Source organism: Mesorhizobium sp. M7A.F.Ca.US.008.03.1.1 (genome assembly GCF_003997495.1).
Classification (GTDB): domain Bacteria; phylum Pseudomonadota; class Alphaproteobacteria; order Rhizobiales; family Rhizobiaceae; genus Mesorhizobium.
In genome coordinates, this window is the sequence record NZ_RZRU01000008.1 from 142,832 (window position 1) to 167,813 (window position 24,982).

A 24,982-nucleotide genomic window follows, 5' to 3' on the forward strand; every position below is an offset into this window, starting at 1 on the left:
TTGGCTTAGGCCTTCTCGCCAACCTTCGGCCAGTAGGTGCCGAAGGACCAGACGTTGCCTTCCGGGTCGCGGCAGATGAACTCGCGGCTGCCTAGTCGCGGTTGGTCAATTCCTGGATGATCGTGGCGCCGGCCTTCCCGGCCTTGGCATAGGCGGCATCCGCATCATCGACGGCAATGTAGATCGACTTGCCGCCGCCTGAGCCGGGTTCGCCGACCATCTTGCCGTAGTCGTCGTCGCGCACCGTGCCCAGCATGATCATCGAGGAGCCGAAGACCAATTCGGCATGGTGCACGACATCGCCTTCGCCATAGCGGGCATGGACGCTGAAGCCAAAGGCTTCGCTCAGCCAGTCGATCATCTTTGCCGCGTTCTTGTAGCGCAAAGCGGGATAGAGGCGGGGCGCTTCAGTGGTGGTGGGCATGGGAACTCCTTCAATGGGGTTGGTCGATATCCCACTGTGATCGAAGGCCGTTCCAGGGTCTTGAAGAAATGTTACCTGACTGAAAGCGCGGTTGGCGTCTCGCCGGCGAGGTCGCGGAATTCGCGCACCAGATGTGCCTGGTCGGCATAGCCGCAACCGGCTGCGATATCGGCCCAGTTGGCGATGATCTGCCTCGACAGGCCGAGCGCCCGGTTGAAGCGGACGATGCGCGACAGTGTCTTGGGGCCCATGCCGATGGCGTTGGAAAAACTGCCGGCGAGATGTTTGCGGCTCCAGCCCAGTCTTTCAGCAAGCGATGCAATGCGGGTCCGGCCGCCGGATGTGATGATGCGGTCATAGGCCCAGGCGATTTCGAGCGGTGTTTCTGCAGCATTCTCGAGACGGGCGGTGACGAAGGCTTCGGCTATGTCGAAACGCGTCGTCCAGTCCGGTGCGTTGCCGAGCCGTTCACGCAGCGCCATGCCTTGCGCGCCAAGCACGTCGTCGAGGACGACCATGCTGTCTGTCAGTTCGCTCATCGGCAGGCGGAAGAAACGGCGTGCTCCAAGCGGCGTGAAGTTGACCTGGATGCAGCAGGCGCCGCCGAAGGATTCGATCACCACCGGTCCGGCAAAAAGGCCGGCGGCGAAACTGGCGAAGCGGTCATTGTCGCCGGGCGCCTTGCCGAGGCCGATGGCGAAGGGTTCGGCGAAGCTGATGACCAGCGGTACGGTGAGCGAAGCGTATTCGACGTTGCGCATATGGCCGGGGGCCATTTCGCGATAGCCGCAAATGTCCGACACAATGCCCTGAAGTCGAGGATCGGGCAGGCGTCGGCGCATCTCGAACCGCCCAGCGGCGGACCGGTCCTGCTCTTCCCGGGGTTGCATCTCGACTGGCATCGGCCATCCTTGCGCCGGTCAAATCTAGCAGACCCGGGGCCGGAATCAAAAGCGCCCGGCTTTTGGCCGGGCGCTCCTCGTCCCCACTTCAAGGGAAATGGTCAGGCGCCGCGCATCAAGCAGCCGCCGGCAAGCACGATGAAAGCAATAAGCACGATCCACACCGATGCGAGTGGAATGAATGCAAGAACGCCAAGCGCGGCGAGGACGCCGATGATGGCGATAACAACGGAAATGATAAAAACGATCTGCGTAGGTGCGCTAAGATTCATGTGTGGCTCCTCCAACATGATTCGAACAGCAGCATTCTATCAGGGCACGTGATCACACACCAATCAGGGCCCGCAGCGGGTTCGCCGGGTCGGCCAGCAGCTTCATAGCAAGCGCCAGGCACACGATCACCAGCAGCGGCTTGATCAGTTTTGCGCCGATGCGCATGGCCAGACTGGCGCCGACGCGGGCGCCGATGAACTGGGCAATGCCCATCATCAGGCCGATCTTCCAATAGACGACACCGAAGGCCGCGAAGACGATGAAGCCGCCGATGTTGGAGGCGAAGTTGAGCAGCTTGGTATGGGCCGTCGCCTTGAGCACGCCGTAGCCGGCAAGTGCCACGAAAGCCAGCATGTAAAAGGAGCCGGCACCTGGTCCGAACAAGCCATCGTAGAAGCCGATCGCAGGCACCAGGGTCAGTCCAAACAGGAACGGCGACAGGCGCTCGGCCCGGTCGACATCGTTCATATTGGGCTTGAACGCGAAGTAGAGCGCGATGGCGATCAGCACGATGGGCAGCGCGGCCCGCAGAATGTCACCCGGCACGATCGTTGCCAGCAAGGCGCCGACGGCGCTTCCGACAAGGGCCAGAAGCGCCGACGGCAATTGCCGGCGGAGGTCGACATGACCCTTCGATGCATAGTGGATGGTCGCCGAGCCCGAGCCGAACATCCCTTGTAGTTTGTTGGTGGCGAGCGCCTGGACCGGCGTGAAGCCGGCAAGCAGCAGCGCCGGCACGGTGATCAGCCCGCCGCCGCCGGCGATCGAATCGACAAAGCCCGCGGCAAAGGCGGCGAAGGCGAGCATGGCGACGGTCTGGATACTAAGGTCGATCATCTGGGGTATGGAGGTGTCCGGCCGGCTCAAATATCGAGCGTTCGACCACGGCCGCCCTGTTTGCGCAAGATCGATTCCGCGCTACTTCTATCCAAGCGCATCGCGCTTGGATTTGTGTTTGTGTGTAGTCAACCCGGAAAGAGGCTCCTGATGGCATTCGCATTGCTGGACCAGATACGTCAGATCTTCGACGGCGACCCCGGCGTGCGCAAGGTGGCGGACGATCCGGTCCTGTCGGCGGAACTGCTGATGCTGTTTCGCATGATCCTGGCCGACGGGTCGGTCAGCGAGAGCGAGATGGTTGCCTTCCGGCGCATCTGCAAGGACGCCTTCGGCATTCAGGAAAGCAGCATCGACAGCGTCATCGAATATCTCAATGAGTTCGGCTACGAGACCAATGGCTCACAGGCGATCGCACTGTTCCGCGACCTCGACGTCGAACGGCGCCGGCAATTGGCCAAACATATGGCGGAGATCGCCAAGGCGGATTCGCAACTGGCCGAGAGCGAGATCCGACTGCTGCGCCGCACGCTCGACCTGCTCGATATCAGCCCGGTCGATGTGGTGAAGCCGCAGGAGTGATTGGGCGCCTTCTCTCCTGATCAGCCTTGCTCTCGCAGCCGCTTCGCGATTGCCCGGTGCAAATCAGGGGCGGCGGTGACAAGCGCCTTGGCAGCCTCGGACTGCGGGTGGTCGAGCACCTCGCTCGTCTTGCCGCGCTCGACGATCTTGCCGTCATGCATGACCAGCACCTCGTCCGTGATGGCGCGGGCCACGGTCAGATCGTGGGTGATGAAGAGATAGGCGATGCCGAGCTTCTGGTTGAGCTCGGCGAACAAATCGAGGATCTGGGCGCGGATCGAGACGTCGAGCGCCGAGACCGGCTCGTCGGCGACGACCAGTTTCGGACGGGTGATGATGGCGCGGGCGATCGACAGGCGCTGGCGCTGGCCGCCGGAAAACTCATGCGGGTACTTGTCCAAGTCGCTGATGCCGAGGCCGACTTCGTGCAGCGCATGCGCCACCATTTCGCGGCGCTCGGCGCTTGTCGGCTTTTTCTCCAGCACATGCAGGGGTTCGGCGACCAGTTTTTCGACCTTCTGACGCGGGTCGAACGAGCCATAGGGATCCTGGAAGACGACCTGCATGTCACGCCGGGCCGGCTTCAGTTCGGCTTCGCTCTTGCCGGTGATGGTCTCGTCTCGAAACCGGATCGTGCCCGAGCTTGGCCGGTCCAGCGCCAGGATCATGCGGGCGAGCGTTGACTTGCCGCAGCCGGAGCGCCCGACCAGCGCCACCGATTGGCCCGGCGCCATCGACAGGGAGACGTCGTCGACAGCGCGGATCGTTGGCGCCCGTTTGAACAGCGAGGTGCGCCGGCCTGGGTAGTCGCGGGTCACGCCCTCGACCTCGAGCAAAGGTCGGGCCGTCTCGATGCCATGCGGCCTGGCGCGCGCCGGCACATGCATCGAGGCCTGCGCCAACTGGCGCGTGTAGGGGTGGAGCTGTTCGGACAGCGTGCGCGCCGTGTCGCCGGCCTCCATCACCTCGCCGTGGCGCAGGATGGTGATGCGGTCGGCCATCTCGATGACCACGGCGAGGTCGTGCGAGATCAGGAGCAGGCCCATGCGGCTTTCGGCGACGAGGTCGCGCAGCAGGTCGAGGATTTGTGCCTGCAGCACCACGTCGAGCGCCGTCGTCGGTTCATCAGCGATCAGCAGCTTCGGCTTCAGCGCGCAAGCAATGGCGATGACGACGCGCTGGCGCTGGCCGCCTGACAGTTCGTGCGGGTAGCGCGACATCGGGAATTTCGCTTCGGGCAAGCCGACACGGTCGAGCATTTTTCGCGCCCGGTCTTCGGCCTCGGCGCGGCTGGCCCTGGTGTGCCAGCGTATGCCTTCGGCAACCTGTTCGCCGATGGTCTTGACCGGATTGAGCGCCGTCATCGGCTCCTGGAACACCATGCCGATGTCGTCGCCGCGCAGCGCGCACATCTGGTCCTCGGTTGCCGCGAGGATGTCGATGCCGTCGAATGTGACGCGTCCGGTGGCGCGCGCGGCATGGGGCAGAAGCTGCATCACCGCCAGCGCGGTCATCGATTTGCCGGAACCGGATTCGCCGACCAGCCCCATCACCTCACCGGGCGCGACGGAAAGCTCCACACCCTTGAGGATCTGCGTGTCGCCGATGGTCAGCGACAGGTTCTCGATGTCGAGCAGGCTCATCGCTGCCGCCGCGATTTCGGATCGAGGATGTCGGCGATGCCGTCGCCCAGGAGGTTCAGCCCCAGCACGGCGACAACGATCGCCATGCCCGGAAAGATCGCCATCCATGGCGCCACCACCATGCGGGTCTGCGCGTCGAACAGCATGCGGCCCCAGCTCGGCATTGGCGGTTGCGCACCCAGGCCCAGATAGGAAAGCCCGGCCTCGGCCAGGATGCCCAGAGCGAACTGGATGGTGCCTTGCACCAGGAGCAGCGTGGCGATGTTGGGCAGCACATGTTCGATTGTGATCTGCGCGCTGCTCTTGCCGGCGGCGCGTGCGGCGAGAATGAACTCGCGCGGCCAGATCGCCAGCGCGCCGGCCCGGGCGACACGCGCGAAGACCGGGATGTTGAAGATACCGATGGCGATGATGGCGTTGACGGCACCCGGCCCGAAGATGGCGGTGATCATGATCGCCGACAGCAAAGCCGGGAAGGCGAAGACGAGATCGTTCAGCCGCATCAGCGCTTCGTCGACGAGGCCGCCGCGTGCCGCTGCAAAGGCGCCGAGCGGCACGCCGACGCCCATGCCGATGCCGACCGCAACCAGCGCCACGGCAATCGAATTGCGGGCGCCGACCATGACCATCGACAGGATGTCGCGGCCGAAATGATCGGTGCCGAACCAGTGCGCCAGCGAGGGTGCCTGCGTCTTGTCCGATATCACCAGTTTTGTGACGTCGTAGGGCGTCCAGGCATAAGAGACTGCAGCCATTGCCAGGATCAGCAGGGTGATGACGAAACCGGCAACGAAGGCGGTATTCCCAAATGCCTTGGCCAGGATGCTGCCGAACGTCTCCTCAGGGATGTCGATGTGCAGCGTCATTGCCGGCTTCTCAGGCGCGGATCGACCACCGCATAGGAAAGGTCGACGAGAAGGTTGACGGCGATGACGGCGGCGACCAGCAGCATGACGACGCTTTCGACGACGATCAGGTCGCGCTGGGTGATGGCCTGGAACACCAGCCGGCCGAGGCCGGGCAGATAAAAGACATTCTCGATGATGATGGTGCCGGCAAGCAGAAAGGCGAACTGCAGGCCCAGAATGGTCAGCACCGGGATCATGGCGTTGCGCAGTGCATGCCGCCACAGCACGGCTCGGTGGGGCAAGCCCTTGGCGCGGGCGGTGCGGATATAGTCCTCGTTCAGCACCTCGATCAGCGCAGAGCGGGTGACGCGCGCCAGGATCGCGGCTTGCGGCAAGGCAAGCGCCACCGCCGGCAGCAGCAGCGATTTCAAGGCTGGCCAGACGCCGGCACTCCAGCCGGGAAAGCCTCCGGCAGGAACCAGACGCAGCCAGACGGCGAAGACATAGATCAGCATCAGCGCGAACCAGAAATTGGGTACGGCAACGCCAAGCTGTGCGGCGCCCATCGCCACAGTATCACCGGCGCGTCCTCGCCGGCTGGCGGAAAACAGGCCAACGGGAATCGCGATGATGGTGGAAAGCGCGAGCGCAATCAGCGCCAGCGGCAGCGAGACGGCCAGCCGCTCGCGCACCAGATCGATGACCGGCACCGAATAGGTGTAGGAGCGGCCGAAATCGAGGCTAAGCAGGCCGCCGGCCCAGTGCAGATAGCGCAAGGCCAGCGGCGCGTTGAGGCCCATCTGGTTGCGCAGCAATTCGACCTGGTCGGCGCTGGCGTTCAGACCCAGCATCAGCCGCGCCGGGTCGCCGGGCAGGATCTCCAGCACGGCGAACACCACTATCGAAGCCAGCACCAGCGTGGCGATGGCGATAGCGAGGCGTTTTAGGAGATAGGCGGTCATGGGGGCGAAAGAACCACTGCGTTGTCTGTCACAAAGATCGGGCTGCCGTATCGTTCTACGGCGCCCCCTCTGTCCTGCCGGACATCTCCCCCTCAAGGAGGGAGATTGGCAGTTTCGGCGCCGGCGGCACAAATACTGCGTAGATGATTGGCGAAAGCAGCGGCGAGAGCGCAATCTCCCCCCTTGAGGGGGAGATGCCCGGCAGGGCAGAGGGGGGTGGGACGGAGTGCACCTTGCGCCTTTGACCGACCGACCTCACTCGCTCCACTTCACCTTGGTCAAATCATTGGCCTGGATCGGGGCGTTCTCCCACAACCCTTGCAGCTTGGCGTCCCAGACGCCGACCTTGGGGAGTTCGTAGAGAAAGCCGACCACGGCATCGTCCGCCAGGATCTTCTGCGCTTGCCCCAGCAATTCCTTGCGCTTGGCTTCGTCGGAGGTGACGCCGAGATCGGCAATCACCTTGTCGAAGGCCGGGTTGTCGTAGTTGAAGTAATAATCCTTGCGCGAATAGATATCGATGTCGTTGGGTTCGGTGTGCGAGACGATGGTCAGGTCGTAGTCCTTCTTGGTGAACACCTGATCCAGCCACTGCGCCCATTCGACCGGAATGATTTCGAGATCGATGCCGACGTCGCGAAGCTGCGAGGCGATGATCTCGCCGCCGAGCCTGGCATAGGTGGGTGGCGGCAGCTTCAGCGTCGCCTTGAAGCCGTTCTCCAGCCCCGCTTCCTTCAGCAATTCCTTTGCCTTGGCAACATCATGCGGGTAGCGGCCGGTGAGGTCGACATAATCCTTGTTGGCGGGCGACATGTGCGAGCCGATCGGCACGCCGAGGCCGGCGGAGGCGCCGTCGATGATCGCTTTGCGGTCGAGTGCGTAGGAGATCGCCTGCCTCACCTGCAATTTGTCGAAAGGCGGCTTCTTGTTGTTGATCGACAGGATGGTCTCACCCTCGGTCGCGCCGATCACAATCTTGAAGCGCGGGTCGTCCTTGACCTGGGCGACGCTGTCGGCATCGAAGAACGGGAAAGCCTGGATATCGCCCGAGAGCAGCGCCGGCACATAGGCCGCGGCATCCGGCACGATGCGAAATTCGGCCTTGTCGAGGGACGCCGGTGTGCCCCAGTAATTGTCTGATTTGACCAGGGTGATCGACGATCCCTTGGCCCAGTTCTGGAACTTGAACGGGCCGGTACCAACAGGCTTTTCCTTGTTGGTGTCGGCCGATTCGGGCGCCACGATCACCGCGTCGCCCCAGCCCATATTGTAGAGGAACGAGCCCTGCGGGTTCTTCAGCGTGACCTTGACGGTTGCCGCGTCGACCACATCGACCGTGTCGATGGCTGCGAACAGGCCCTTTTGCGCGTTGACCGAATTGTCTGCGCGGGCACGATCGAGCGAGAATTTCACGTCGCTGGCGTCGAAGTCGGTACCGTCGTGGAATTTCACGCCGGTGTGCAGCTTGAAAGTGTAGACCTTGCCGTCATCGGAAATGGTCCAGCTTTCGGCCAGATCCGGCAGCACCTCGCCCTTCGACCCGATGCGCGTCAGGCCTTCGAACACATTGGCGTAGAGAACCTCGTCGATCGCCGCGGCGGCACCGGCGGTCGGATCGAGATGCGGGGGTTCGAGGGGAATGCCGATGACCAGATCGGTTCGCGCGGCAAACGCAGAGGTGCCGGCGGCCAGCGACAGCACCGCGGCCGCCAGAATGGTTTTCCACAATTTCATCGTGCAACTCCCCATGCGTTCAGACAGGTGCTCAAACCCGGGCGATAGAAGCGTGATTTCGCCACGGAGTAAATTGCGTTTCGTTCTGCCCGTTGGCGTGGCCGGGAATGTTTTTGTCCTGGCGGCCTCGTCGGCGGGTCGAAGCTTGTCGCTGTGCGCACCTTATCCCTTGGCTGTGCCGCGCAGCAGCACGTTGAGCCCTATCGCCATCACCTTGGCCGATTCCACCATGTCCGATATGCCGACCCATTCGTCCGGCCGGTGGGCGAGGTCGAGAATGCCCGGCCCATAGGCGATGCAATCATAGATATGGCCGATGCGGGCTATGTGCTTCTGGTCGTAGGTGCCGGGCGAAATGACATAGTCGGGTTCGCGGTCGAAGATCGCCATGATGCCTTGCGCAACCGCCTTGACCACCGGCGCGTCGCGCTCGGTCATCAGGGGCAAGACTTCCATCAGGTCGCGTATTTCGTAGTCGAATTTTGTCCGCTCGCGCTTCAGTCGATCGAGAATACCGGTCACTTCGCCTTTGACGGTGTCGAGATCTTCCTCGAGGAGGAAGCGACGGTCGATGGTCAGCCGGCAGGAATCGGGCACGTTGGGCGAGGGCAGGCCGGGTCGGAAATCCTCGGTCTGGCCGCCATGGATCGAATTGATGTTCATGGTCGAGCGTTTTGCCTCTTCGGGCACGACCGGCATGCGCGTCATCTTGCGGTCGAGCGCGGGGAACAGTTCGTCCTCGAAAGCCCGCAGCACGGCGCCCATATGGCGCACCGCGTTGTCGCCGAGAAACGGCATCGAGCCGTGCGCGATCTCGCCCTTGGTCTCGATCTCCGCCCACCAGACGCCACGATGACCGAGGCAGATGCGGTCCTTGTTCAACGGCTCGGGAATGATGACATGGTCGACCCTGGGTTTTGAGAAATAGCCAAGCCTGGCCAAATGGGCGACGCCGCCGAAGCCGCCGGACTCTTCGTCGACGGTGCCGGATATTTCGATGGCGCCTGGAAAATCGGGGAAGACTTCCAGGAAGGCTTCGACGGCGATGATCGAGGCGGCAAGACCGCCCTTCATGTCGCAGGCGCCGCGGCCATAGACCTTGCCGTCCTTGACGATGCCCGCGAAGGGATCGACGGTCCAGCCGTCGCCCGCTTCGACGACGTCGATATGCGAGTTGAAATGGACGCAGGCGCCTGATGATCTCCCGTCGAAACGGGCAACCACATTGACGCGCGGATAGCGGTCGGTGTCGCCGGGCGTGCCTTCGGCGCGGATGAACTCGGTCTCGAAACCGCTCTTCTTCAGCCGCGCGCCGAGATATTCGGCGCATGGCCGATAGGCCTCGCCAGGTGGATTGATGGTCGGAAAACGGATCAGCTCGGCGGTCAGCGCGACGACATCGTCGCGCCTGTCATCGATTGCCTGGAGGAGTCGCTGGTTCATGCGCAGAGTTGAGCAGCGATCTCAGCGATTTTGCAAGCCCGCAGGCGGTCAAGCCGGTGCGGCGTGTCGTTGCGGCAACTATTGCGGGAAATCGTTCAAATTCGCTGCTTTGGATTGGCGAATTGGTCAAGGTGTGTGTGTTAGCCCGTGCATCTGCCATTAAAAAGATGAAAAACAATTAGAGGGCAGGCAGGTTAGGGGCAATCAAAGGGGTTTGATCGCATGAAAAAGACAGTTCTCATGGCAGCCATGTTTGTTGCGATGCTGTTCGGTGCTTCGGGGCAGGGCTGGGCAGCCAGCCTCGTTGCAAATATAGACGTGTCGTCGCAGACGATGACCGTCAGATATGGCGCGTCGGTTTACCGGTGGAGTGTCTCCACCGCCCGCACCGGCTATTTCACGCCGCGCGGCACCTATCGGCCGCAGCGCACGGCCAGGATGTGGTATTCACGCAAATACCACATGTCGCCGATGCCCTATTCGGTGTTCTTCCATGGCGGCTATGCCATCCATGGAACCGGCGCCGTCCGGCAGCTCGGCCGCCCCGCGTCGCATGGCTGCGTGAGGCTGCACACGGCCAATGCCGCAACGTTCTATTCGATGGTGCGGGAAGTGGGCTTCGGCAACACACGCATTGTCGTCACCAACTGAGGCGATTCAGGTTCGCTGTTATCTGCTGGCGCAAGGCTAACACCCACGCCAGCAGCTCTGCTCAAACGTTTGGGACCGCTTTTGCCTGCTGCGGTCGCTTTCGACGCCCACCGCTGATCTCCCACCTTTTGTGGAACCACATCCACTGGCCGGGATCTTCTCGCACCCAGCGTTCGACGACGTCGTTGAGACGCTGGGTGGTGGCGTGGACATCGACGCTGCCGTCAGCGGTGCGCGGCAATGTCAGCTTGTCCTCGATTTCGAGCCGGAAGCGGTTGCCTGGCAACCTGACGCAGCGCGCCGGGTAGACGTCGCACTCGTAGTGACGGGCAAGGGTGGCCAGCACCCGATTGCTCTGGCAGGGCCGGCCGAAGAAGGTCGTCTCCAGGCCGTTGGTGAATTTCTGGTCGACAAGGACGCCGATGTTGCCGCCATTCTCCAGGACACCGGCCAGGGCGAATGAGGCGCCCGCCATGGATGGCAGCAACGAGCCCATGGTCGAGCGGCGCGTCGAGAGGATGTAGTCGGCAAGATAGGGATTGTTAGGCGGCCGAAACAGCGCCGTGATGTTCATGCCGAAGGTCGCCGCCGCCACCGGCAGCAATTCGAAATTGCCGAGATGGCCGGTGAAGACGATATGCGGCCTCTCTTCGCCAGCGATTTCGACGAAGTGGTCAGCTCCCTTGACCTCGACCCGGCCGGGCTTGCTGGCTGTGGGGTCATAGTCGAAGAGGACGTCGAGAAAGATGTATTCCGCGGCAAGACGGGCCATGTTGCCCCACATGTCGGAGGCGATCGCCTGGATCTCGGATTCGCTCTTTTCCGGATAGGCCTTGCGCAGATTGTCGACGGCAACCTGATGGCGTCCCACCCGGGGGCCAACCATGCGTGCGACGCGGTCGGCGAATTTCAGCGCACTGTCGGCCGGCAGCAGGCGCAGGACCGAGATGATCATCATCGCCGCCCGCGCCACCAGCCAGTAGTTCAACTGGCGCAGCTGCCTGCCGTAGCGAAATTTGAGATCCCGGCGGAACTTCTTGAACACAGAGGTCAAGGCTCTAGCCGACGCGCAGGATGATCTTGCCAAACACGTCGCGGCCTTCCATGCGTTTCAGCGCGGCATCGATACCGTCGAAGCCGACTTCGGTGTCGATGACGGGTGCGACCTGTCCCGCCGCCATTTTCTGCATGGCGTTGGCCATATTTTCCATGCGGCAGCCAAAGGAGCCAAGCAGCTTCAATTGCTGCTGGAACAGCTGCATCAAATTGATCTGCGTCGACACGCCGGAAGTCGAACCGCAGGTCACCAGGCGGCCGCCGCGCTTCAGGCACAGCATCGAGGCGGCAAAGGTGTCGGCGCCGACATGTTCGAAGACGACGTCGACGCCCTTCTTCTTGGTCAGCTTGCGCACGACGCCCTCGAAACGGTCGTCGCGGTAGTTGATGACATGGTCGGCGCCGAGCGCCTTGGCCTTGTCGATCTTGTCGTTTGAGCCGACCGTGGTGATGATCGTGCAGCCCATCCGCTTGGCCAGCTGGATGGCCGCCGAGCCGATGCCGGATCCGCCGGCATGGATGAGGATGGTCTCGCCGGGCTGCAGCCTGGCATTGTCGAAGAGCATGTGCTCGACTGTGCCGAAGGTGACCGGCGCCACCGCTGCACCAATGTCGGTCACGCCGGGCGGAGCAGGAACCAGCAGGCGGGCCGGCAGGTTGATCTTCTCCTGCGCGAAGCCGTCGAGATGGAAGCCGTGAACGCCTGAAACGTGCTCGCAGAGATTATCGCGGCCTTCGCGACATGCTCGGCAAAGGCCGCAGGTGCGCGCGCCATAGATCGACACCAATTGTCCGAGCAGCAGGCTGGAAACGCCGGGACCGACCGCCTCGACCTCGCCGGAGGCTTCCGCGCCGACGACCAGCGGCAGCTTGCGCTTGGCGAAGGCCATGCCGCGCCAGCCCCAGACGTCGATATGGTTCAGCGCCACCGCCTTGATGCGCAGCGTGACTTCGCCGAGTGCCGGCGGTGGAGGAGGCGGCAGGTCCACCGTCTCAAGACGGCGGTCCTCTATAAGTTGCAATGCGCGCATGGGGCCTGTCGGTTCAGTCTGGCTGAAAAAGGTCGCTTAGACCGGTTCCCGCGCCATGACAAGGCAAGTGTTCTGGCCGCCGAAGCCGAAGGAGTTCGACAGAACGGTGCGGACCTCGGCGTTGCGCTTCTTGTTCGGCACCACGTCGAGCACGATCGCGGGGTCGGGATTGTCATAGTTGATGGTCGGCGGAATGACGCTTTCGCGCATCGTCATCAGCGAGAAAGCCGCCTCGACAGCGCCCGCCGCCGACAGCGTGTGGCCGATCATCGATTTGTTCGACGAGACCGGCATCGAGCCGATCCGCTCGCCGAACACCGTCGACAGCGCCAGATGCTCCATCTTGTCGTTTTCCGGCGTCGAAGTGCCATGGGCATTGACGTGGTCGATCTCGTCTTCACTCAGGCCGGCATCGGCGAGAGCGGCGCGAACCGCGGCGATGGCCGGTGAAGCGTCCGGCTTGGAGCGGGTGCGGTGGAAGTCGTCGGCCTTCTCGCCGCAACCGCCGAGGACGCCCAGAATAGTCGCGCCGCGAGCCAATGCCGTCTCAAGCGATTCCAACACGAGCGCCCCGGATCCCTCGGCCAACACGAAGCCGTCGCGATCCCTGGAGAAGGGCTTCGATGCCTTTTCGGGAATGTCGTTGTGTGTGGAGAGCGCTGAAAGCAATGAGAAACGGATCAATGCCTCGGCGGTCGCGGAACCGTCCGCGCCGATCGATAGCGCACGGTCGCATTCGCCGCGTCGGATCGCCTCGACACCGAGCTGGATCGCGGTGGCACCTGAAGCGCAAGCCGTCGACAGAGTGATCGGCAGACCACGTGTGCCAAGGCGGTCGGCAAGGCGGTCGGCGATCGAACCGAACTGGGTGGTCTCGAAAATATCCAGCTCTTTCAAGCTACGCGCGACCCGAAGCAGTCGTTCGGCGGCAGTGTCATCCTTGCCCTTGTCAGAATTGTAGAGCGAGAAGCGCTCGGCCCAGTCGAGCTCGACTGGCGGCGATGCGAGGAAGAGCGGTCCGCCGAAGTCGCTGGAATCTAGACCGGCTTCGGTCACCGCCTCAAGGCCAGCAAGCTCGGCTAGCTCATAGGTCAGTGGGCTGGCACCTTTCGAACTCGACGGCAGGAAATCGACCATGCCGGAGATGCGGGTGTTCAGTTGATCGATGGGAAAGCGGGTGATCGGGTGAATGCCCGACTTGCCGGAGGTCAGCGCCGCCCAATTGTCCGTCTTGCCGACGCCAAGCGAGGTCACCACGCCGATGCCTGTGACGGCGACGATCGGCCTGCCCATATGATCGTTCAGATTGGCCATCCGGTAGCCCTCGACCTTTTATCGTTGCAGCATGGATCGTGAAAACACCGCCTCAGGCGGCATTGACCAGCGCCATGCCCTCGAATTGGTGATAGCCGATCGCCGTTGCAAGGACGGCTGCGGGAACGCCTTCGAACGGCGTCTCGGCTGCGGCATCAAAAACAGGATAGGCGGCCTTGCGGTCGACAGCGAGTGCCGCCAGCGCCACGGCGAAAGGAAACTGTGCTTCCTTCATGTGCCCGGTCAGCGTCGAGAAACCGCGCGCGGCGATCGCCGGATTGGCATCGAGCGCTGCCTTCTCGGCTGATGTCGCCGCATGCGCGCCCGACGCACCAGACAGCGCCAGCAATTTGCCGTTCGGCAGCGCCGCCTGCTTGAGCAGCGCGGCGATCTCGGCATCGAGCTCTCCGCGCGAGCGCCTGGCGCGGCCGGAGACGACCGGCCCAAGCTCGGCATAGATCTTTCGGCCACGGCTTGTCGCGTGTTCGCGCTGTTCCAGCACCAGGAAGGCGCCGCCGGAGCCGGTCACGACGCCACCGCCCTCGGCACCCTGTCTTTGCCAGACCGGCTTCCACGGGCCACGATGCAGATAGCCGGCGAGTTCATAGCCGAGCAGCATGTCGGAATGTTCGGTCTGGAAGGCACCGCCGACCAGGATGTGCGTCGACTGGCCCGAGCGGATGCGTGCGGCGGCCGTTTCAACTGCGGCGACGCCGGCACCTTCCTCGCCCATGAAGGTCCTGGACGAACCGGTGACCTTGTGGACGATGGAGATGTTGCCGGCGAGCAGATTGGAAAGCTGGGCCAGGAACAGTGTCGGCCGCAATTCGGTGGTCAATTTCTCGTTGAGCAGCACATCGCGGTCATTGCGGCTTTCCGAAGCGGCGAGAATGGCGGCATCGACCGCCTCGTCGCGCTCGCCACCGCCTGCGGCCACAACCATGTCCATGGTCGCGCAGAGTTCGTCATTGCCCTTGATGCCGGCGTCGTCCAGCGCAAGGCCGGCAGCATAGGTGCCGAGCCTCTGCCAGGTTTCCATCTGGCGCTGGTCGCCACGCTTGGCAATCTGAAGGTTCCAGTCGATCTCAGGCAGCGGATGAACGGTATAGGGCGCAAAGCGCGTCGCTTCGAGCACCGGCTGCGGGCCCGGCTGGGCCAGCTTCTGCCAATGGGCGTCAGGACCTTCCCCCAGTGAGGAGACAAGGCCGATACCAGTGATGACGACGTCGCGGGGGCTGCTCATAGGCGGCTTTGTGGGTCAGGCGGCAGAGCGCGTCAAGATCGTGCGATCAACTGACGTCAGGCGGTCTTGGCGGCGACCAGTGCGTCGATTTTGGCGCACAGGTTCTTCATGACGAAGTAATCGTCGGTCGAAGCCTTGCCGTCATTGACCTCCTGGGTCCACTTTTCCAGCGGCACCTTGATGCCGAATTCCTTGTCGATGGCGAAGACGATGTCGAGGAAATCGAGGCTGTCTATGCCGAGATCGTCGATCGTGTGGCTTTCGGGTGTGATGGTGTCGATATCGATCTCGCTGGTGTCGGCAATGATCTTGGCGACTTTGTCGAACGTGGTGGAATTCGTGGTGGACAACGGGGCTTTTCCTTCGGTTGCGGGCGGAATCTGTCCGCATCTTGTTTGGGCGCTGTCTAATCGGTTTTTCCCGGCAGGAAAAGGCCTGATACGCCGGGCGCAGATGGGTAGGGTGTCCAGGAAACGCAAGAAGGGTCGCCGGTTTTACCCGGCGGCCCTTCTGTTGACGCCACGTCAGGCCTTATTTCGATGCATGTCGTTTTCCCAAACCGGAACCACTTTTGGGCGACATGCATCAGCTATCGCGGAGCTTGACCAGGTCGTTGAGCAGCCCGCCCGTTCCGTTGTGAACGGTCAGCCGCTCGACCTTGCCGGCGATGGTCTCCAGCGCCTCGAGCTCCTTCAGCCGCAGCATCACCGGGTTTTCCGCCATCACCCTGGCCGTGTTGAGGAGGGAACGCGTCGCGTTCGTCTCCTCGCGGCGACGGATGATGTTGGCCTCGGCCTGCTTTTCGGCCGACACCACCTGGTTGAGGATCTCGCGCATCTCGCCCGGCAGGATGACATCCTTGAGGGCGATATCGCTGACCTCCACGCCGATCTCGGCCATGTCGGCGCGGACCTTGGCTGCCGCTTCTTCGTCGATCGTCACCTTCTTTTCGAGGATCTGATCGAGTGTCAGCGCGCCAAGTGTCTTGCGGAAGGCATATTGCAGGGCGCGGTAGAGGGCTTCGGAGAAGTCCTTCACCATGCTGACCGCCTTGACCGGATCGACGACCCGGTATTCGGCTGCGATGTTGACTCGGATCGTCACGCGATCCTTGGTCAGCACTTCCTGCCCGGCAACGTCGAGCGACTGGCGCTTGAGGTCGACGACCTTGATCTGCACCGTGCGTCCGACGTTCCAGAAGCCATGCACGCCCGCCGTCAGCGTCCTAACCAGGACACCGTCGATGAACAGCAGTCCGGCCTGACCATCGACGACCGGATGGACGGACATCAATTCCGCCTTCCGGGCCTGGCCCAGCCGGCGCATGACCGCCGCATCGATGGCGAGATCGACTGACGTGTCGATCAGCGTCACCTTCCACGGACCGGCATCCGTCCACAGCACCAGCTTGCGGTCCGGCGCCAGCACGGCGTGCAGATTGCCATCACGCTCGATGACGGCGACATCCGTGCGCCCGGTGCGAACGACGGTGAAATGACGCGCGGCCACATCCGGGAGCTTGTCGAACAACGCCTTCTCGTATGCCGAAACGAATTCCGGGTTCTTCAGATCGTGCCGAGACACTTCGAGGCTGCCGCGCCGGTTGGCGAGCCAGTGCTCACCCGGCAGCAGGACAGCCTTGATCTCCCCCTTGTGGAGGGTGAGGGCACGTTCGTTTTCCCTTACGAGGACGCGCTCGCGCCCAAGAACCTTGTCGAGAATGGTCATTGTCTTACTCCTGTCGGGCATGGCCCCATGCGAGGCGTCACGTCATGCGTCGATCTTCCCTTCGTTTCTCGTTTCACGTCGTAGTCCGGGCACGAATGATCCGGGGACTGGTGGCATCGAACCGTGGCGGGCCTTCGGGAGCGGATCGCGTGGCAGCGAAGCGGGCGCCGGAAGCCTTGGCCTCCCTTGCCGGCGACGCTGCGCCTTGATCGTCACCGCGGGCCTGGCCGCGAGCCGATGGCGAAAGACGCTGGGATGATCCGCGCCCGAGGGCTCGGGTTCATCCGTCCAGTCTTCGCATTCCAGTCCCCGGACCGTTTTTCAGATAACACCTGGCAGGGTGCTGGCTTATCAGGCCAATGGAGAAGGATTTGAACCTTCGACAGTCAGATTCTCGATCTGATGCTCTACCCAACTGAGCTATCCGTGGTGCAGATGAAGGGAATTGAACCCCCGACCTCCGGACCCAAATCCGGCGCTCTCCCGCTGAGCTACATCCGCGATCCCAATCCCCAAAGCGGCGCCGTATACAGGGCGGCAATGCCGCCTGCACGGGCGGAGACGAAAGCTCCAACCGCTGTGCTCACTTCGGTTCTCGTGACCGGGAGCGCGCCTATAGCGCCTGCGACGGGTTGTCGCAAGCGGCATCGTCATGGCGAATTCGCGGCTTCTTTCAGTGGTGACATTTCGGCAACACCGGTCCAATGCCGAAGGTGCGTGGGAAGCCTCAGAAGGTGACGCGGCCGAGTACGCGCAGGCCGTCGCCCTGCGGTTCGACGACCACGGCCTCGCCTTCGCGCGGCGAAACACCGGTCAGTGCCACGATATTTTCCAGGTGGGTGACCATGACCAGATTGTCGGAACCGGAATAGGCGCGGATCTCCTTCATGATCGCGGCGACCTGCGCGGCCTTCTGCGTCTCGTCGCCCTTCATGAGATCGAGCGGTGCAAACAGCTCCGGCTCGGCCTCGAAGGCGATACGGGCAGTGTCGAGGCAGCGGCAATAGCGGCTGGACAGCACGCGCTCGATCGGTGCCGCCCGGGCGGCGAACAAGGCGCCGATCTTGCTCGCCTGCTGCTTGCCGCGCGCAGACAAATTGACCTGCGTGGCACAGTTGCCGATGTCGAAATTGGCCGGATCGGTGGCGCCGGTGACCATGGCGTGGCGAAGCAGCACGACATGCCCGCCATCGCGCAGCAGCGCCCAGCCTGCATCCGTGGCGTGCGCCACGCCGGGAACAACAAGCAGGAACAACGCCAAGGCAAATCGAATCATCCGCTATCCTTCTCCGGTTCCCGGCAATGGGTTCCGGTGGCACGACATATAGGGACGGTAAAGCCGGCCGAAAGACAAGGCGCGGTCGGCGGGAAGCGCAGACCTACTTCTTCGCCATCTGCTTCTTCACCAGATCGATTTTCTGGTCGGTGAGCGGGATGGGGATCGTGTAGCCGGCTTCGGTAAAGCCTTGCTTGGCGTTCTCGAAGAATCCGATCGCCTTTTGATATTCGGCCTTGCCGCCACCATAGCCGGCCCGATTCCAGCTGACGTCACCGAGATTGTTCTGCGCGAAGGCCCATTGCATGGGCAGGCTTTCCCTGGTGAATACCTTCAGCGTCGCCGCGAAGGCCGCCTCGGCATCACCGAGATATTTGTCGGTGCGTTCGAGATTGCCGAGGTTGAGCAGGCTCATGCCGATGCCGTTCTGGGCGTTGGCCCAGTCGACCGGTGCCGCGTCCACGGTGAGCACTTCGAGGGCTGCCCGGCGGGCCGCGATGGACTCCAGCAAAATCCTGGGGTCGGCATTGCTCATGCTCAGCCAGTGCAGCGTCGAGCCGAGGCCGGCCTGGGCCAGCGCCCATTGGCGCGGGTTCGTCCCGCGCTTGTACTCGCGCAACGCATCGCGGTAGGCGGCAATGGCCTCACCGTAATGTTCAGGCTTGTCGGTGACGCCGCCGAGAAGCTGCAGCGTGTTGCCGAGATTGTAGTGGCTCATTGCCCAGTCCTGCGGGAATTTCCGTCTGACATAGACCTGCCGCGCGGTCCGGAACGCCGCCGCCGACTGCTCCAGCTTGGCCGCGTCGCGGGTGCGCTGGCCAAGTGTCTGGTAGATCGAACCGAGATTGTTCTGCGCCGACGCCCAGTCCATCGGGAAACGCTGCCGGGTAAACACCGTCAGCGCATCGTCATAGGCGGCAGCTGCCTCTTCCAGCGCGGCGGTGCCCATATCGAAGCGGGCGACACCGCTCAGCGCGTTGCCGAGGTTGAGCCGGCTGGTTGCCCACGAAACCGGGAAGGTTTCACGGGTTCGCACCTCGAGCGCGGCACGGAACGCGTCGGCCGCCTCGTTTATCTTCGCCTTGTCGTTGAGTTGGATGCCGAGCGACACCAGCGTGTTGCCGAGATTGTTCTCGACCATTGCCCATTCAACGGGCGCCTTTTCGCGCGTGTACTCCTCAAGTGCCAGCCGGTAGGCCGCCTCGGCTTGCGTCAGATGTTCGCCGGCGGCCTCGCGCTCGGAAAGCGCGTACAGCGCTAGGCCGAGATTGTTCTGCGAAGCGGCCCAGTCGAGCGGCACTTTTTCGCGCGGGCGTTTCTGGAGCGTCGCGCGCATCGCCACCACCGCCTCGTTCAGGCGCTTCGGGTCGCTCTCGCGTTCGCCGATCTTCAACAGCACATTGGCCAGATTGTTCTGCGCGGCGGCCCAGTTGAGATCGTCCTTCTCGCGCTCGAACACGACAAGGGAATCGCGAAAGATCCGCGCTGCCTCTTCAAGGCGCGCGGTCTCTGTCTCGCGCTCGCCGATGGTCTGCAGCACCACCGCCATGTTGTTGCGGGTGATCGCCCAGTCGCGATTCTGTTCGCCATTGGGAATGAAGTTCAGGATGGTGCGATAGGCCTCGATGGAGTGCTGCAGCGCATTGAGGTCGCCGGTGGCGTAGCCGTAGGCGTTCAACGCCTCGGCTTCCTGGTTCTTGTAGTTCCAGCGCAGCCTGTCGTCCCATTTTTCGGCCAGCGAAAACGCCTTGGCGTAGTCGCCGGCGGCGGATTTGTAGTCGAACACCAGGCCAGAGGCATCGGCGCGCCTGGCATAGATCGCGGCATCGGCAAAACGCTTCTGCTTGACGAGATCTTCGGCCTCATCGACCGCATCGTTGGTCTGCTCGACCCGGCCGACGGCATCGTCGAGGAATCTGCGCGCCGTCACGATGGCGCCCTGGCCGATCGCCTTGTCGGCCGAGGCGACAAGGCGTTTGATCTCCGGATCGTCGGTGCGCAGTGCGGCGCGCTCGGACATCATCTTCTTCAGACGCTCGGCCTGGGCGTCGAGGACCTTTTGCAGGTCGGTCGGATCTTCCGGGATTTTTTCCGTGCCGAGCGCTTTCAGCACGCCATAAAGCGCGTCGAGCGGCACGCCTTCCTGCAGCGAGGCCAATTCCACCTGCGCCCGTTTGGTGTCGGGCAGGTCGGAAATCGTCAGCAGGAGCTGGCGCCTTTCGCCTGTGATCAGCCCGTCGTCGCCGGTCGGCTCCGCCGGCGCGACGCCGAAATAGAGCAGCCGGCGCAGGCTTTCATTGACCCAGGGGCGCTGTTTTGCCTTTGTGTCGAGATAGACCTCCTCGGTCACCATGCGCATGACCGAGCCGAACTCGGTGCCCTTCATCGCCGCGAGGTGGCGCAGCAGGGCGGATGCGTAAGGGCTGTTTTCGCCGGCGGCGCCATCGAGCGCCGGACGACCCGGTTCGGCGGCAAAGCCGACCACCGTGCCCAGGCTCGCGTCGGCCGCCGGCGCATTGCCGAGCGCCTTGGCGCCGCGCACCGGTTCCAGCCCGCCGGCACCGATAGGCGAGGCGGAAGCAGTCGGTGAGCGCCGTACCACTGCATCCGCGGGGAATGGATTGGTGCGGCAGGCGTCGAGCAGCACGATCGTCACCGGCACTGTCTTTTTCAATGCCTCCATGACGGCGGATACCGGCACAAGGCTGGTGCCGGCATCCTTCAGCGACGAGACGTCGGCATCGACTGGAACCAGATAGTTTTCGCCGCCGGCCTCGATGCCATGACCGGAATAATAGATGAAGGCGACATCGGCGCCGTCGGCATCTTCCGTGAACCGCTCCAGGTCGCGATTCAGCTTTGCAGCGTCGCGGTCGGTGACGCTGCGGGCGTCGAAGCCGAGGTCGGTCAGCATCTTGGCCATGTCGCGGGCGTCGTTGGCGGGGTTGGGCAGGGCGGCGATGTGCAGGTAATTCGACTGGCCGATGATCAGCGCCACGCCCTTCAGGCTTTTCGTCTCGGCAACTGCGAGCGCGGTCGTGGCCAGGCAAAGCAGTGCCGTGACGAAAGCCGTCAGCCACGCCTGCCGCAAAAGATTAAGCTTTGTGGTTTCGACAAAGGTCATTTGTCGTTCGTGCCCGCCCTGATGATCCAAACCTCTATAACGCTGCCAGTGGACCATGATCAAATTCGGGCGCGATTGCGCTGCGGTCGTGGCTCGCCTATCCCTGAAAAATGTCGCCGCTCACCGAAACCGTTCTTTTCGTCTTCAGCCTCGTCGCGCTCGGCTATCTCACCGGGCTCACCGGCTATCTGAAACCGGCCAGCGGGGACGGCATCTCCGAATTCGCCATCAACGTGGCGATGCCGCTGCTGCTGTTTCGGACGATGGTGAATTCCGATTTCCATGGCGTGGCGCCCTGGTCGCTGTGGGGCGCTTACTTCACCGCGGTTGCCATGACATGGGCTGCGGGCCATCTGGTGACGACGCGGATCTTCGGGCGGGACGCACGCACAGGCATCGTCGGTGGAGTGTCGTCGTCCTTCTCGAATGTGGTGTTGCTGGGCATTCCCTTCGTTCTCGGCGTATTCGGGCCCAGTGGATTCGAAGTGCTGTCGCTGCTCGTTTCGGTGCATCTGCCGACCATGATGATGGCTTCGATCATCATGTTCGAGATATTTGGCCGCGGTGACAGTGAGCCCGTACACCCGCTGCGCATCATCCAGAGCTTTCTGAGGAGACTGTTCACCAACCCCCTGATCATCGGTATTCTGGCCGGGCTGGCATGGCGCCTAACCGGCACGCCGCTGCCGAACCTTGCCACGCGGCTGATCGATGCGCTGGCTGACACTGCCGGGCCAGTGGCGTTGTTCGCCATGGGGCTCAGCCTGCGCCGATTCGGCATTTCCGGTAACATCCGACCGGCGCTGGCGCTGTCGGTGCTGAAACTGTTCCTGATGCCGGCTCTGGTTCTAGGTCTGGTCTGGCTGCTTGGCCTGCCGCCATTGACGGCCAAGGTGGCGGTGGTGGTGGCGGCGCTGCCATCCGGCATCAATTCCTATCTCATCGCCGTACAGTTCAACACCGGCCAGGCGCTGGCGTCGAACCAGATGACCATCGCCACGGCGAGTGCGGTTGTTACAACCGCCTTCTGGCTGACGGTGGTGCTCCACGTTTTCTGATAGGGTATGTCGATATTCAGATGAGTGCCGCCCCGCGATCGGCATGGCATATGTCTGGCCTGCTCTCGCCTCGGGCTGGTCCAACCCCTATATGCCATCTTGCGATTGCTTGCGGGCCTTGCCCTCGGTAAAGAGCAGTGGCTCCGGCATGCCGGCTTCAGTCCATTGCGCACGCTCGCCAAAGAATTCACAGACCGGCCCGTCAGGGCGCCGAAACGGAGGATAGACCATGCTTCAGAAAACCAGCCATTTCATGCGGCAGGCCAATCTCATCAATGGCGAATGGGTGCAGGCCGACAGCGGCCAGACGGTCGACGTCAACAACCCGGCCACCGGCCTCAAGATCGGCACCGTGCCGAAGTCGGGCAAAGCCGAGACCCGTCGCGCCATCGAAGCCGCCGCGGAAGCTTTCAAGACCTGGCGCAAGACGACTGCGCTTGAGCGCTCGAAACTGCTGCGCAAGCTGCACGACGCGATGATGGACAATCAGGACGTGCTGGCCGAACTGCTGACCATCGAGCAGGGCAAGTCGCTGTTCGAATCGAAGGGCGAGATCGGCTCCGCCGCGGCATACATATTGTGGTTCGCCGAGGAAGGCCGCCGCACCTATGGCGACGTCGTGCCGTCGCCGTGGGCGGATCGCCGTATCCTGGTGACCAAGGAGCCGGTCGGCGTCATCGCCGCCATCACGCCGTGGAATTTCCCGTCTTCTATGCTGGCCCGCAAGCTCGGCCCGGCGCTCGCCGCCGGCTGCACCGCCGTGGTCAAGCCTGCGTCGCAGACACCGTATTCAGGTCTCGCCTGGGGCGCGCTCGCCGAGGAAGTCGGCTTCCCCAAGGGCGTCGTCAACATCCTGACCGGTTCGGCCAGCGAGATCGGCGACGAGATCTGCGCCAATCCGCTGGTGTCGAAGATCACCTTCACCGGATCGACCGAGGTCGGCAAGCTTCTCATCCAGAAGTCGTCGGTCACCGTCAAGAAGGTGTCGATGGAGCTCGGGGGCAACGCACCGTTCATCGTCTTCGACGACGCCGACCTCGAGCGTGCCGTTGCCGGTGCGATCACCGCCAAATATCGCAATTCCGGCCAGACCTGCGTCTGCACGAACCGCTTCCTTGTCCAGGCAGGTGTCTATGACAAGTTCGTCGAGAAGCTCGCTGCCGCCAGCAACGGGCTGAAGGTCGGCTCTGGCCTCGAGGACGGCGTGCAGCAGGGGCCGCTGATCGACGAGAAGGCGGTCGAGAAGGTCGAGGAACTGATCGCCGACGCCACATCCAAGGGCGGCAAGATCGTCGCCGGCGGCAAGCGCCATGCGCTCGGCGGTTCGTTCTTCCAGCCGACGGTCATCGCCAACGCGACACCCAAGATGCGCTTCATGAAGGAAGAGATCTTTGGCCCGGTCGCACCGGTGTTCAAGTTCGAGACCGAAGAGGAAGCCGTCGCGCTCGCCAACGACACCGAATTCGGCCTCGCCTGCTACTTCTACACAGGCGATCTCGGCCGCGCCTTCCGCGTTATGGAAGGGCTGAAATACGGCATGGTGGGCGTCAATGAAGGCCTCATCACCACGCCGGAGGCGCCGTTCGGCGGCGTCAAGGAATCGGGTCTCGGCAAGGAAGGCGGACATCAGGGCATCGAGGATTATCTCGACACCAAATATGTCTGCATCGGCGGCCTCGGCCTCTGATAGGCTATCCCTGAGATGGAGAGGCCAATGGCCTGCCCATCTCTCACGGGAAAACCAGCCGAAGTCTTCTGGATCAACTGGCATTTACGGGCATGGCGATGAAGGACGGCGAGGTTTTCGGCACGACGCAGGCTGGCGAGCAGGTGCGTCGCTTCACGATCAGGGGCGGCGGCATCACAGCCAACATCATCGGCCTGGGCGCGATCATCCAGGATCTGCGCCTGACCGGGCACGATGCGCCGCTGGTGCTCGGCTATGACAGTCTGGAAGGCTACGAGACGGATACGGCCTTCTTCGGTGCGGTCGTCGGCCGCTACGCCAACCGCATCCGCGACGGCCGCTTCACCATTGGCGGCAGCCGCTACCAGACCGAGCAAAACTTTCTCGACAAGCATACGCTGCATGGCGGCTCGCAAGGTTATTCCCACCGGCCGTGGACGGTTTCCTTGCATGGCAGGGATTTCGTCACGCTGACGCTGCACGACCCGGACGGCACGATGGGTTTTCCCGGCGCGCTTGATGTCACCTGCACCTACCGGCTGAAGATCCCCGGCACGCTCAGCGTCGAGCTGACGGCCACCTGCGAGGAGCCGACGCTGTGCAATCTCACCCAGCATTCCTATTTCAACCTGGATGACGGCGGTGCCGGCGACATTCTCGACCACAGGATGATGCTGAATGCCGGCGCCTATCTGCCGGTCGACGGCGACATGATCCCCACAGGCGTGGTCAAGCCGGTTGACGGCACGCCGTTCGATTTCCGCCAGGCGCGGCCGCTGCGCATGGAGACCGAGGGCGAACAGCTGCCCTACGACCAGAATTTCTGCCTCGCTTCGGCACGCGGGCCGCTCAAGCAAGCGGCATGGTCGCAAGGCGCCAGTTCCGGTGTCGAGATGGAGGTTTGGACCACCGAGCCCGGCGTTCAGCTCTATACCGGCCAGTATGTGACCCCGCGAACCGGGCTGGAAGGGCGAAATTATAAGGCCTTTTGCGGTTTCTGCCTGGAGCCGCAGGTGTGGCCGGATGCGCCGAACCGGCCCTATTTCCCACAGGCGACGCTGTGGCCGGGCGCGATCTACCACCATGTGACGGAATACAGGTTCCGACTGCCTTAGAGCAGTTCACCGTTTCACGGAAACGGTGAACTGCTCCAACTCTTTGTTTTG

The 24,982-nt window shown here is 63.0% G+C and carries 22 protein-coding genes, 2 tRNA genes and 1 pseudogene; 6 read left to right on the forward strand and 19 right to left on the reverse strand.

Features of this window, described 5'->3' with window-relative positions; genetic code table 11:
- Nucleotides 1–5: 5 nt before the first annotated feature.
- From EOA16_RS13395 to EOA16_RS13410, 4 genes and pseudogenes are all read right to left on the reverse strand, one after another.
- Nucleotides 6–424 (reverse strand): annotated as a pseudogene (locus EOA16_RS13395) (VOC family protein).
- Between the two features lie 71 nt (nucleotides 425–495).
- Nucleotides 496–1,326 (reverse strand): AraC family transcriptional regulator, encoded by an 831-nt coding sequence (locus tag EOA16_RS13400; protein ID WP_127258587.1) that lies wholly within the window; start codon nucleotides 1,324–1,326, stop codon nucleotides 496–498.
- A gap of 101 nt (nucleotides 1,327–1,427) precedes the next feature.
- The gene (locus tag EOA16_RS13405; RefSeq protein ID WP_023812274.1) at nucleotides 1,428–1,598 is read right to left on the reverse strand and encodes a hypothetical protein; all 171 of its coding nucleotides are present in this window, start codon (nucleotides 1,596–1,598) and stop codon (nucleotides 1,428–1,430) included.
- A 52-nt stretch (nucleotides 1,599–1,650) separates the two neighbouring features.
- A complete protein-coding gene (locus EOA16_RS13410; protein WP_127258589.1) occupies nucleotides 1,651–2,436 on the reverse strand; it encodes a TSUP family transporter in 786 nt (261 codons plus the stop codon).
- 150 nt (nucleotides 2,437–2,586) lie between these two features.
- Here EOA16_RS13410 and EOA16_RS13415 point away from each other — a divergent pair, with 150 nt between their 5' ends.
- Nucleotides 2,587–3,018 (forward strand): TerB family tellurite resistance protein, encoded by a 432-nt coding sequence (locus tag EOA16_RS13415; protein ID WP_063172361.1) that lies wholly within the window; start codon nucleotides 2,587–2,589, stop codon nucleotides 3,016–3,018.
- Nucleotides 3,019–3,038: 20 nt separating this feature from the next.
- Here the strand turns inward: EOA16_RS13415 and EOA16_RS13420 are convergent, their stop codons facing one another.
- The 5 genes from EOA16_RS13420 to EOA16_RS13445 all read right to left on the reverse strand — a co-directional run bounded on the left by EOA16_RS13420 (nucleotide 3,039) and on the right by EOA16_RS13445 (nucleotide 9,648).
- Nucleotides 3,039–4,661, reverse strand: a complete 1,623-nt coding sequence (locus tag EOA16_RS13420; protein ID WP_127258591.1) for a dipeptide ABC transporter ATP-binding protein — start codon at nucleotides 4,659–4,661, stop codon at nucleotides 3,039–3,041.
- Nucleotides 4,658–5,527 carry an ABC transporter permease gene (locus tag EOA16_RS13425; protein WP_127258593.1) on the reverse strand — a complete coding sequence of 290 codons (870 nt, stop codon included), beginning with the start codon at nucleotides 5,525–5,527 and terminating at the stop codon, nucleotides 4,658–4,660. The genes EOA16_RS13420 and EOA16_RS13425 overlap by 4 nt, the downstream gene beginning before the upstream one ends.
- A complete protein-coding gene (locus tag EOA16_RS13430; RefSeq protein WP_127258595.1) occupies nucleotides 5,524–6,471 on the reverse strand; it encodes an ABC transporter permease in 948 nt (315 codons plus the stop codon). Before EOA16_RS13430 ends, EOA16_RS13425 begins: the two co-directional genes overlap by 4 nt.
- 255 nt (nucleotides 6,472–6,726) lie before the next feature.
- The gene (locus EOA16_RS13440) at nucleotides 6,727–8,205 is read right to left on the reverse strand and encodes an ABC transporter substrate-binding protein (RefSeq protein ID WP_127258599.1); all 1,479 of its coding nucleotides are present in this window, start codon (nucleotides 8,203–8,205) and stop codon (nucleotides 6,727–6,729) included.
- A gap of 162 nt (nucleotides 8,206–8,367) precedes the next feature.
- Entirely contained in the window at nucleotides 8,368–9,648 is a 1,281-nt protein-coding gene (locus EOA16_RS13445; protein WP_127258601.1) for an acetylornithine deacetylase/succinyl-diaminopimelate desuccinylase family protein, read from the reverse strand.
- 8 nt (nucleotides 9,649–9,656) lie between these two features.
- Between EOA16_RS13445 and EOA16_RS32625 the strand changes: the two genes are divergently transcribed.
- Both EOA16_RS32625 and EOA16_RS13450 read left to right on the forward strand, forming a co-directional pair.
- On the forward strand, nucleotides 9,657–9,830 hold the full coding sequence (locus tag EOA16_RS32625; protein ID WP_164754250.1) for a hypothetical protein: 174 nt from the start codon (nucleotides 9,657–9,659) through the stop codon (nucleotides 9,828–9,830).
- A gap of 40 nt (nucleotides 9,831–9,870) precedes the next feature.
- On the forward strand, nucleotides 9,871–10,299 hold the full coding sequence (locus EOA16_RS13450; RefSeq protein WP_127258603.1) for a L,D-transpeptidase: 429 nt from the start codon (nucleotides 9,871–9,873) through the stop codon (nucleotides 10,297–10,299).
- A gap of 61 nt (nucleotides 10,300–10,360) precedes the next feature.
- On the opposite strand, the gene EOA16_RS13455 is transcribed toward EOA16_RS13450, so the two are convergent.
- The 10 genes from EOA16_RS13455 to EOA16_RS13500 form a co-directional block, all read right to left on the reverse strand.
- Nucleotides 10,361–11,344 carry a lipid A biosynthesis lauroyl acyltransferase gene (locus EOA16_RS13455; protein WP_164754265.1) on the reverse strand — a complete coding sequence of 328 codons (984 nt, stop codon included), beginning with the start codon at nucleotides 11,342–11,344 and terminating at the stop codon, nucleotides 10,361–10,363.
- Between the two features lie 13 nt (nucleotides 11,345–11,357).
- Entirely contained in the window at nucleotides 11,358–12,386 is a 1,029-nt protein-coding gene (locus EOA16_RS13460; RefSeq protein ID WP_127258607.1) for a zinc-binding dehydrogenase, read from the reverse strand.
- A 36-nt stretch (nucleotides 12,387–12,422) separates the two neighbouring features.
- Complete coding sequence (locus EOA16_RS13465; protein ID WP_127258609.1) at nucleotides 12,423–13,700, reverse strand: beta-ketoacyl-ACP synthase; 1,278 nt, start codon at nucleotides 13,698–13,700, stop codon at nucleotides 12,423–12,425.
- Between the two features lie 52 nt (nucleotides 13,701–13,752).
- Nucleotides 13,753–14,943 (reverse strand): beta-ketoacyl-ACP synthase, encoded by a 1,191-nt coding sequence (locus tag EOA16_RS13470; RefSeq protein WP_127258611.1) that lies wholly within the window; start codon nucleotides 14,941–14,943, stop codon nucleotides 13,753–13,755.
- Between the two features lie 56 nt (nucleotides 14,944–14,999).
- Complete coding sequence (locus tag EOA16_RS13475; protein WP_027029416.1) at nucleotides 15,000–15,293, reverse strand: acyl carrier protein; 294 nt, start codon at nucleotides 15,291–15,293, stop codon at nucleotides 15,000–15,002.
- A 235-nt stretch (nucleotides 15,294–15,528) separates the two neighbouring features.
- The gene (locus EOA16_RS13480; RefSeq protein ID WP_164754251.1) at nucleotides 15,529–16,671 is read right to left on the reverse strand and encodes a slipin family protein; all 1,143 of its coding nucleotides are present in this window, start codon (nucleotides 16,669–16,671) and stop codon (nucleotides 15,529–15,531) included.
- A 356-nt stretch (nucleotides 16,672–17,027) separates the two neighbouring features.
- Nucleotides 17,028–17,096, reverse strand: a tRNA-Leu gene (locus EOA16_RS13485).
- Nucleotides 17,097–17,098: 2 nt separating this feature from the next.
- Nucleotides 17,099–17,172 (reverse strand) — tRNA-OTHER (locus EOA16_RS13490).
- 226 nt (nucleotides 17,173–17,398) lie between these two features.
- A complete protein-coding gene (locus EOA16_RS13495) occupies nucleotides 17,399–17,947 on the reverse strand; it encodes a histidine phosphatase family protein (protein ID WP_127258613.1) in 549 nt (182 codons plus the stop codon).
- Between the two features lie 103 nt (nucleotides 17,948–18,050).
- Nucleotides 18,051–21,071, reverse strand: a complete 3,021-nt coding sequence (locus EOA16_RS13500; protein WP_127258615.1) for a caspase domain-containing protein — start codon at nucleotides 21,069–21,071, stop codon at nucleotides 18,051–18,053.
- 110 nt (nucleotides 21,072–21,181) lie between these two features.
- Here EOA16_RS13500 and EOA16_RS13505 point away from each other — a divergent pair, with 110 nt between their 5' ends.
- The 3 genes from EOA16_RS13505 to EOA16_RS13515 all read left to right on the forward strand — a co-directional run bounded on the left by EOA16_RS13505 (nucleotide 21,182) and on the right by EOA16_RS13515 (nucleotide 24,931).
- Nucleotides 21,182–22,129, forward strand: coding sequence for an AEC family transporter (locus EOA16_RS13505; protein ID WP_127258617.1), 948 nt, complete (start codon nucleotides 21,182–21,184; stop codon nucleotides 22,127–22,129).
- Nucleotides 22,130–22,358: 229 nt separating this feature from the next.
- Complete coding sequence (locus EOA16_RS13510) at nucleotides 22,359–23,816, forward strand: NAD-dependent succinate-semialdehyde dehydrogenase (RefSeq protein ID WP_027039039.1); 1,458 nt, start codon at nucleotides 22,359–22,361, stop codon at nucleotides 23,814–23,816.
- Nucleotides 23,817–23,908: 92 nt separating this feature from the next.
- A complete protein-coding gene (locus EOA16_RS13515; protein ID WP_127258619.1) occupies nucleotides 23,909–24,931 on the forward strand; it encodes an aldose epimerase family protein in 1,023 nt (340 codons plus the stop codon).
- The last annotated feature ends 51 nt before the right edge of the window (nucleotides 24,932–24,982 follow it).